Origin of the sequence: Lampropedia hyalina DSM 16112 (assembly GCF_900129055.1) — a bacterium.
Taxonomy (GTDB): Bacteria; Pseudomonadota; Gammaproteobacteria; order Burkholderiales; family Burkholderiaceae_C; genus Lampropedia; species Lampropedia hyalina.
The window spans coordinates 16045-25220 of sequence record NZ_FQUZ01000026.1 but is presented as its reverse complement, the minus strand read 5'-3'; the positions used below and the strand labels follow the sequence as shown (position 1 = coordinate 25220).

6 protein-coding genes are annotated in these 9176 nt (G+C 65.6%); 2 read left to right on the top strand and 4 right to left on the bottom strand.

Annotated elements, in window-relative coordinates; genetic code table 11:
- Nucleotides 1-349: 349 nt before the first annotated feature.
- Together BUE21_RS10660 and BUE21_RS10655 are read right to left on the bottom strand one after the other, a co-directional pair.
- Nucleotides 350-1453, bottom strand: a complete 1104-nt coding sequence (locus BUE21_RS10660) for an MraY family glycosyltransferase (RefSeq protein WP_073356654.1) — start codon at nucleotides 1451-1453, stop codon at nucleotides 350-352.
- Nucleotides 1447-2265: a glycosyltransferase gene (locus BUE21_RS10655; protein WP_200796728.1), complete on the bottom strand. Its 819-nt coding sequence runs from the start codon at nucleotides 2263-2265 to the stop codon at nucleotides 1447-1449. The genes BUE21_RS10660 and BUE21_RS10655 overlap by 7 nt, the downstream gene beginning before the upstream one ends.
- 62 nt (nucleotides 2266-2327) lie before the next feature.
- Between BUE21_RS10655 and BUE21_RS14240 the strand changes: the two genes are divergently transcribed.
- Entirely contained in the window at nucleotides 2328-6968 is a 4641-nt protein-coding gene (locus tag BUE21_RS14240; protein WP_084523185.1) for a methyltransferase domain-containing protein, read from the top strand.
- A 37-nt stretch (nucleotides 6969-7005) separates the two neighbouring features.
- A complete protein-coding gene (locus tag BUE21_RS10640; RefSeq protein WP_073356653.1) occupies nucleotides 7006-7443 on the top strand; it encodes a guanyl-specific ribonuclease in 438 nt (145 codons plus the stop codon).
- Between the two features lie 8 nt (nucleotides 7444-7451).
- Here BUE21_RS10640 and BUE21_RS10635 read toward each other — a convergent pair whose 3' ends face one another.
- Complete coding sequence (locus tag BUE21_RS10635; RefSeq protein WP_073356665.1) at nucleotides 7452-7790, bottom strand: P-II family nitrogen regulator; 339 nt, start codon at nucleotides 7788-7790, stop codon at nucleotides 7452-7454.
- A 102-nt stretch (nucleotides 7791-7892) separates the two neighbouring features.
- Nucleotides 7893-9170: an FAD-dependent monooxygenase gene (locus BUE21_RS10630; protein WP_073356652.1), complete on the bottom strand. Its 1278-nt coding sequence runs from the start codon at nucleotides 9168-9170 to the stop codon at nucleotides 7893-7895.
- Nucleotides 9171-9176 lie beyond the last annotated feature (6 nt).

The window sequence follows — 9176 nt, the reverse complement described above, 5'->3', positions numbered from 1 at the left end:
GAATGAAGAAGAGGCAGACTTTTGAGAAGAATGATGGCGGTGAGCATAACCTGCAATTGCCCAGGTCACACCGACCGTATCTGTCATCGATGCAGCGAAGCCAGAAAAACTTGCACGGTATGGTCTCAAGCGCAAATGGTAGACCCCGACAGCATGACCCGAGACACATCACCCGGTGCAGCAGCCCCCGGTACAGCGATGCGTATTGCCCGCGCTCCGCTTGCACCACCATGCCTTCATCTACCATGTGCAGGCCTCAGATGCGTGAGTTGCCACTATTGACCGCGCATACTTGGCCATTCACACAGGCCATACTTGCCGCACGCAGCGTACCCGTGCCGGAAGCTGCTCACCAGCGCAGCCAGTCCGGCACCTTGAAGCGCACGATGGCGACGTAGGCGGCGGTGTAGGTGATGGCGAAGAAGACACAGAACAGCATCAGCACCCAGCTGGTGTGCCAGAAGATGACGGCGGGCAGCACGGTGAGCACGGTGTAGGCCCACAGATACGGGGAGGTGCGGTTGTTGCGCATCAGCATGTCGCGCGCCTCGTTGTCGTCGTCGAACACGCGCTGCACGATGCGGCGGTAGATGAGCTGGTGGAAATGCAGTGCGTCGGCCATGCCGGGAGAGGAGCCACGCACCCATTTGCGGTACATGGAAAACAGCGTTTCCCAGACCGGGTAGATCAGCAGCAGCAATGGGAACCAGGGCGAGACTTCCTCGTGCCGCTGCACCAGCAGGATGCAGCCGATGGAGAGGATGCTGCCCCACAGATACGCCCCGCTGTCGCCCGCAAAAATCAGGCCGCGCGGGTAGTTCCACAGCAGAAAGCCACCGCTGGAGGCAGCCGTGACCACGAACATGGCGGCCAGGGCACGGTCATTGACCTGAAGGCTCACATGCGCCAGTGCCAGCGAGACGATGATGGCCACCATGCAGGCCAGGCCGTTGTAGCCGTCGATGATGTTCAGCGCATGCGGCAGTCCGGCCACCGCCAGCAGCGCGATGCCGATGCCCAGCCACGGCCACAGCCATGTGGTGCCGTCCAGCCAGCCAATGTCCAGCCGGGGCACGCTCGCCCCCAGCAGCCAGACGGCCAGGGCCGCGCTGGTGAAGGTGAGCAGGAAACGCCAGCGCACCGACATGCGCTGGCTCAAGTCTTCGAGCAGGCCGCCGAGCACGGCAGGAATCATGCACAGCCCCCACACGATGCTCCACCAGCCCAGGTTCAGATTGGCCACGTCTCCGCGCAGGGTGTTGAACATGCCCACGAACGCTGCGCAGCCCATGCCGCAGGCCAGGGCCACGCCGCCGATGCGGGGCACGTCGCCCTTGTGGAACCGCTGGGGCATGCCTCCGGGGTAGCGGCGGGCGTGCCGCCGGGCGCGGCGCACCAGCAGGCCACTGATGATGGTGGTGATGAAGAAGGCAAAAACACAGAGAATCAGCATGGTGTTGAATCGTTTCCTGGCCTGGCGGGCGGTGGCTGGCGTGGCTGGGAGGAGGGGTGCTGCAAGGCCCAGCGAAATGACGGCAGGTGCCACAGCCGCCACATGCTGCGCACATGCCACCACAGGTGCAGCCACTGGCGGCTGCTGGCGCGCTGTGCCTGGTGCTGCATCCATACGGGGGCGCGCACCAGCGCACCGATCTGCTGGCGCACCCGCAGCGAGAAGTCCACGTCTTCGCAGTACATGTGAAAGCCTTCGTCGAAGCCGCCCAGTGCCTGCCAGTCGCGGGTGCGCAGCACCATGCACGCGCCACTGACCCAATCGACCCGGTGCTCTGTCTGCCGCAGCACCCGCCGGCGCAGCAGGTTGCGCAGTGAGGGCAGGGCGCGCTCGTTGTCCTGCCACTGCCCTGCCGGGTCGCACAGCACGGGGTAGGCCAGCCCCATGCCGGGCTGGCTGGCGCAGGCAAGCAGGGGGCCGAAGGTGGGGGACTGCAACAGGGCCATGTCGGGGTTGAGGATGCAGACGAAGTCTTCGCTGGCTCCGTGCAGCGCGCGGTTGTGGTTGCGCGCGAACCCCTGGGGGGCGCGGTTGTGGCGGATGTCCAGGTGCAGGCCGTCAATCCCGGCCTGAGCCTGCTCCAACTGCTGTTGCAGGCCGGGTTCGGGTACATTCAGTGTCAGAATAACGCGTTTGACGCACGGCTCCGGTTGCCGTGCCATTTGCCGCAGCAATGCCAGCACCCATGGCCCATGCCCATGGCTGACAATGGAGACGGCCACAGATTGTTGATTGACTGTTGTTGGTTCCACAACCTGTGTTTCCTGTGCGCTGGCTTTGCCTCGCGCTGACTCTGTGATGGTTTCCGACCCCAATGATGACTTCCCAAAGCGACCAGCATATCTATTTCCGCCGCATCGAAGAAGGTGAGCGTACCTCGCTTCTGGTGCTGGTGCAGACCATCGCGGCAGACTCGGACGTGCTCGACCTGGGGTGCGGCAGCGGTGCCCTGGGGCAATACCTGACGCGGCGCAAGCAGTGTCGTGTCGATGGCCTGACCCTCAACCACGGCGAAGCAGAGATGGCCCGCGCCTATTATCGCAAGGTTGTGGTGGCCGACCTGGAAACTGCCGATCTGCCGCAGCTCTTTGCCCCGCGCCAGTACGATGCCATCGTCTGCGCCGATGTGTTGGAGCATTTGCGCACGCCCCAGCACAGCTTGCAGGCCATCCGTCGCCTGCTCAAGCCGGGCGGCAAGCTGCTGATTTCCATTCCCAATACCGGCTATGCCGGACTGGCCGCCGAACTGGTGCTGGGCGAATTCCGTTACCGGGAGGAGGGGCTGCTGGATGCCACCCACCTGCGGCACTTCACGCGCCGTTCGCTGCTGCGTTTTCTCACCGATGCGCATTGGCAGGTGGAGCATCTGGAGACGATCGAGCGTCAGGTGGTCGATTCCGAGTTTCATCTGGAATTCGATCGCCTGCCACCGGCCGTGGCACGCTACTTCCTGGCCATGCCCGATGCCCTGAGCTACCAGTTCATCGTCACGGCCAGCCCTGCCGACCGCGAACCCGACAACAGCCGCTGGCTCACCGCACTGCACCATGCGGCACAGGAAGATGCCCTGTTCACGGCACAGCTGTACTGGCTGGATGCCCAGGGCGGCTGCGAAGACCACAAGCTCACCCGGCATGGCATTGTCGGCAAGGGGCGGCAGACCCTGCGCTTCGACCTCTCGAGCCTGCCCGCAGACCTGCGCACCCTGCGTCTGGACCCGGCAGACCGACCGGGCTTTCTGCACCTGTACGCCATCCGGCTGTGCAACGACCGTGGACAGCGGCTGTGGGGGTGGGACATATTCGAGGATGGCATTGCCCCGTTGCAGGCACAGCCCCACCACGATCTGCTCTGGAACCCGCAATTGCCTGCTCTGGCAGGGCCACCCGTGGCCTTGCTGACCGGGCAGGATCCCTGGCTGCACCTGCCGATTCCCGATGTCGTGTTGCGGCAGGTGGGGGCAGGGGCCGCCTGCACGCTGGAAGTGGAAATGGGCTGGCCCTTCTCTGCCGATTATCTGGCACTGGCACACATGGCACGGCCTTTGCAGGAAGAGCGGCAGGCACTGCGGGAGCAGAAACAGGCCTTGCAACAGCAGCTTGACCAACTGCACCACACACTGGCCCAGCAGGGGCAGGAGGTGGAGGGCTGGCAGGCACACCTGCACAATGCCCAGGAGCACATCGACAGCCTGCAAGCCGAACTCGCTCGCCAGCAGGAGCGGGGGCAGCAGCAGGAGCAGGACATTGTGGGCTGGCAATCACACCAGCGCAATGCCCAGGAACACATCGACAGCCTGCAAGCCGACCTGGCTCGCCAGCAGGAGCTGGGGCAGCAGCAGGAACAGGACATTGCCCGCTGGCGTGAACAATGGCTCCACGCCGAGGAACAGATGGCCCATTTGCAAGCCGAACTGACCGACCGGAAAAACCAAGTGACACAGCAGGAACAGGAAATCGCACACTGGCGTGACCAGCAGCACAGTGCCCAGGAGCGCGTCGAGGTTCTGCAACAGGCCGAGGCACTCTGGCAGTCCCAGGAAACAGCGTACCAGGAGGAAATTGATGCCCTGCAACTGCGCATCCAGACGCTGGATGCCGAGCTGCACCAGCGTGAACTGGCATTCAAGAACCAGGTGTTCCTGACGCAGCAGGCCGAGCGGCGTATTCAGGAGCGTGCCCGCGAGCTGGAGCGGGTGCGTGCCCTGGCACAAAGCCAGCAGGCGCGCCTGGCCGAGGTGCAGCAAACGCTGGCACAGCAGCGTGGCATCCAAAGCCAGCTTGAGCAGCAACTGCGCACCGAATCCCGGCAGGGCCACGAACTGCTTCAGCAGCACACGACCCAGCAGCACGACGTGCAGGTGCTGCGCCAGCAACTGGAGCAGCAGGCCCAGACCATCCGCGAGCTGAACCAGCACCGCGACTTTCTACAAGGCCAACTCCATGGCTGGCTGGAGCATCTGCGCAACCTGGAGAATTCGCGCCTGCTGCGCTACTCTCGCCCGTTCATCCGCGCCAAGCAGTGGCTGCTGGGGCAGAAAGCCCACTACCCGCAATTGCCGCAAGATTTCCCCGTCAGTGCAGGCCGTGGCGATGGTGCCACGGCGGCACTGCCGACCGCCACTCCTGTGGCGGATGCTGCCACTGCGATGGTTGCGGCCACCCCGGTGGCAGTGCCGGTGCCCGACCCCATCAGCGACACCGTGGACATCATCGTGCCGATCTACCGGGGGCTGGCCGACACCATGCTGTGCGTCGAATCGGTGCTGGCCAGCACCAACCGCACCGCCAGCCGCCTGATTGCCATCAACGATGCCAGCCCCGAACCCGAAGTCACCCAGTGGCTGCGCGACAAGGCCAAGGCCGAACCGCGCCTGACGCTGCTGGAAAACGCCGAAAACCTGGGCTTCGTCGGCACCGTCAATCGCGGCATGGCCTACAGCGGCAGCAACGACGTGCTGCTGCTCAACAGCGACACCGAGGTGGCCAACGACTGGCTGGACCGCATCCGCGCGGCCGCCTACAGCAGCGCGAACGTGGCCTCCGTCACGCCCTTCTCCACCAATGCCACCATTTGCAGCTACCCGCTGTTCTGCCAGGACAACCCGCTGCCGCCGGGCCAGACCACGGCCAGCCTGGATGCCATCTTTGCCAGTGTCAATGCCGGGCAGAGCGTGGAAGTGCCCACCGGCGTGGGCTTCTGCATGTACATCCGGCGCGATTGTTTGCGTGAGGTCGGGCTGTTCGATGTCGAGAACTTCGGCAAGGGTTATGGCGAGGAAAACGACTTCTGCCAGCGTGCCATCCGTCAGGGCTGGCGCAACCTGCACGCGCTGGACTGCTTTGTGCTGCACACCGGTGGCGTGAGCTTCCGGGAGCACAAAAGCCCGCGCGAACAGGCCGCCATGGAAACCCTGCGCCGCCTGCATCCGCGCTACGAGGCCGATGTCCATGCCTTCCTGCCGCAAGATCCGGCCCGCGCCGCCCGCGCTGCCGTGGACTGGGTACTTTACAGCCGCCAGAACCAACGCCTGGTGGTGCTGTCGGTGCTGCACAACCGGGGCGGCGGCACGACCCGGCACGTCCATGAGCTGGCGCAGCACTTGCGTGAGCGCGTGCTGTTCCTCACCCTCAAGCCCTCGTCCGACCAGAACGTGGTGCTGGAAATGCTCAACCCCGACCAGCCACCCGCCTGCCCGCCATCGCCCAACTGGCAGATGCACTTCCACCTGCCCGAGGACTTGGGCAAGCTCGTGGACATTCTGCGCTCCCTGGGTGTGGCGCATGTGCACTATCAGCACTTCATCGGCCAGCCGGACTGCATCTGGAGCCTGCCCGAGCAACTGGGCGTGGCCTATGACTTCACCGCCCATGACTTCTACAGCTTCTGCACCAACATCACCCTCACCGGCACGGCAGGCCGCTACCTGGGGCTGGATGGCCACGGTGAATGCTGTGGGGGCGTGCATCCGCCGCCATCGCCCGCCGTCGAACCCGACACGGCGGCCTGGCGCGAGCGCAACCGCCGCATGTTGCGTGGCGCGCGCCATGTGCTCACACCCAGCCAGGACACCGCCCGTCGCATCCGCGCCTTCGCCCCCGATGCGAACGTGCGCGTGGCCGTGCACACCGACATCGATCCCCGCACCCCATTGCCATTGCCCGCACCGCGTCGCCTGACCGCCGATGCACCCCTGCGCATTGCCATCATCGGAGCCATGAGCATCATCAAGGGCGCGGATGTGCTGGAAGACGTGGCGCGGCTGGCCAGTCAGAACGGGGTGCCGCTGGAATTTCATCTGGTGGGCTATGCCTACCGGCATTTGCAGACCGTTCCGCAGACCCGTCTGCACGTCCACGGCCAGTACGATGAGGCGCGTCTGCCAGCCATCCTGGCCGGACTCGCCCCCGATCTGGTCTGGTTCCCGGCGCAGTGGCCGGAAACCTACAGCTACACGCTCAGCGCGGCCCTTCTGGCGGGGCTGCCGGTGGTGGCTCCCGATCTCGGGGCCTTTGCCGAACGCCTGCAACACCGCCCCTGGTCCTGGGTGCAGCCCTGGGACACATCCACGCAGGCATGGCTGGATTTCTTCCTGCGGGTGCGCTCACAGCACTACGTTGAAGGCCAGCCGCCCGTGCCGCCCACCGGTCATACCCCGGATGCAGCTCTGCTGCCTGCCTGGGACTACGCACGCGATTATGTGGCCCCGCTGCTGGCGCGGCAGGTGGCTGGCGAACTGCGCACCGGCGAGGAGCGCGGTGGCGAACAGGTGGTGCACCAGCACCGTCGGCATCTGGGCGAAGGCGAGCGCGAAACTACGCGGGAGCAGCGCACCCGCCAGGCGGCCTTGCAGCGGCTGACCGTGTGGCGTTCCGCGCCCCTGTTGCGTCCGGTGGCCCGTGCCATTCCCCAGCAATGGCAACGCCGTGTCAAGAACTGGCTGCTCAAGCCCTGAATCGCCTGCCAGACCGAAACCGCAAGGATTGCCGCCCATGAGATTTTCTTTTGCAATTCCCCGATATATGGCATGGCAGTGGTTGTGCTGCTGTGCCCTGTTGCTGATCGGGCTGGCATCGCCACTGCATGCCCGCGACAGCCGCCACGACAGCGAGGCCCTGCCGGTGCTGCTGTTGCGGGATTTGCCACGCCAGGGGCAAGACACCTACGCGCTGATTCTGGCGGGTGGGCCGTTTCCGTACGAGAAGGACGGCACGACCTTCCATAACCGCGAACGCCTGCTGCCCCAGCAAAAGCGCGGCTACTACCGCGAATACACGGTGCGCACTCCGCGTGTGCGCCATCGGGGCGCGCGGCGCATCGTCTGTGGCGGTGCCGTGCCGAGTGTGCCCGATCGCTGCTATTACACCAGCGATCACTACGCCAGCTTCAGTCTGATCGCCGCGCCTGCTGCTGCGGCACGGCCCGACTGAACAGGTTCTCAGACTGCGGACTCGCCGGACTCGCCGGTGCGGATGCGGATGACCTGTTCCACCGAGGTGACGAAAATCTTGCCGTCGCCAATCTTGCCGGTGCGGGCGGCCTTGGCAATCGCTTCCAGGCTGGTTTCCACCGCGTCTTCGGCCACGACCACTTCAATCTTCACCTTGGGCAGAAAGTCCACCACGTATTCCGCGCCCCGGTAGAGTTCCGTATGGCCTTTCTGGCGGCCAAAGCCCTTGACTTCGGTGACGGTGAGGCCGGTGATGCCGGACTCGGCCAGGGCTTCGCGAACGTCTTCCAGTTTGAAGGGTTTGATGATGGCGGTAATCAGCTTCATGCTCATGGGTGTGCTCCTGGGGGAAATGGCGGTGGTTCCGATGGGATGCCGGTATTGCAAAGGGATGGCGAATGGTAACGCTATTTTTCCACCCCGTGCGGGTCAGGCAGGTGTTGCATCGGCATGGGCCACAAACCCATAGCCATAGAGCCAGGGCGAGTCCATCAGCCGTGGCCCTGCCAGGGTCAGGGCCAGATCGCGCCCCAGACGCACCGGCCCTCCCAGGTGGAAGATGCGGCCATTGCGCCGCGACTGTTGCTGCACGCGGGCATTGCGCTGCCAGCGGTGCTGTGCGTAGTGGTGCAGCCGTGCGGGCACGTCCGGCAGGCCCGGCTGGGTGAGCGATTGCTGCAACTGCCGCGCATCTTCGATGGCCATGGCCGCACCCTGCGCCAGATAGGGCAGCATGGGGTGGGCGGCATCGCCCAGCAGGGCCACGCGCCCCTGCGCCATCTGCCCGGCATGCTGCACGGGCGGGCGGCCCGCCAGCGGCCACATGCGCCAGGGCGCGCCGCCATGCGCCGTGCCGTGGTCGCTGATGGCCTGCACCAGGTCTTGCAGCGGCGTGCAGGCGGTGTGCAGCAATTGCTCCAGTTGGGCCTGGGGGGCCTGCATGTCCCAGCACTGTGCGGCGGCTCCGCTGGCCGATTGGGTCAGCAGCCGGGGCAGGATTTCCGGCAGGGCGAAGATGACCACCATGTTCAGCCATTCGCCGCCGCGCACCGGGTAGAGCACGGCGTGCATGTCCTGCCCCATCCAGGCGGTGACGCACTGGCTGCGCAAGGACGCGGGCAGGGCACTTTGGGCGATCAGCCCCCGGTAGGCGCAGTGCCCGGTGGGGCGGGCCGGGCCATCGTGCAGCAGTTGTTCGCGCAGGCGGCTCCAGACTCCATCGGCCACCAGCAGCGCGTCGGCTTCGGCCAGCGTCTGCTGTGCCTCGTCCTGCACGGCGATGCGATGGCCGTCGATGGCAAAGGCATGGGCGCGCACGCCCAGCCGCAACCGGCAGTCGCTGTGCTGTTGCACCTGCTCCAGCAACAGGCGGTGCAGATCGCCCCGGTGGATGCTGGCATAGGGTGCGCCGTAGCGGCGTTCCATGTCCTGCCCCAGCGGCAGCCGCGCCAGCAGCCGGTGCGAGCGGGCACTGCGGGTCTCGATGCCGGTGGGGAAGGCCGCCCACTCGCGCAGGGCCGCTTCCAGATGCCAGTGGCGCAGACAGTGCCAGGCATTGGGGCCGAGCTGAATGCCTGCGCCCACTTCCGCCAGGGTCGCGGCCTGCTCCAGCAACTGCACTTGCCAGCCAGCCTGACTGGCGGCGAGTGCGGCACTCAGGCCGCCAATGCCTGCACCGGCAATGGTGAGGGAGTGGGCTGTATCCATCGTGTG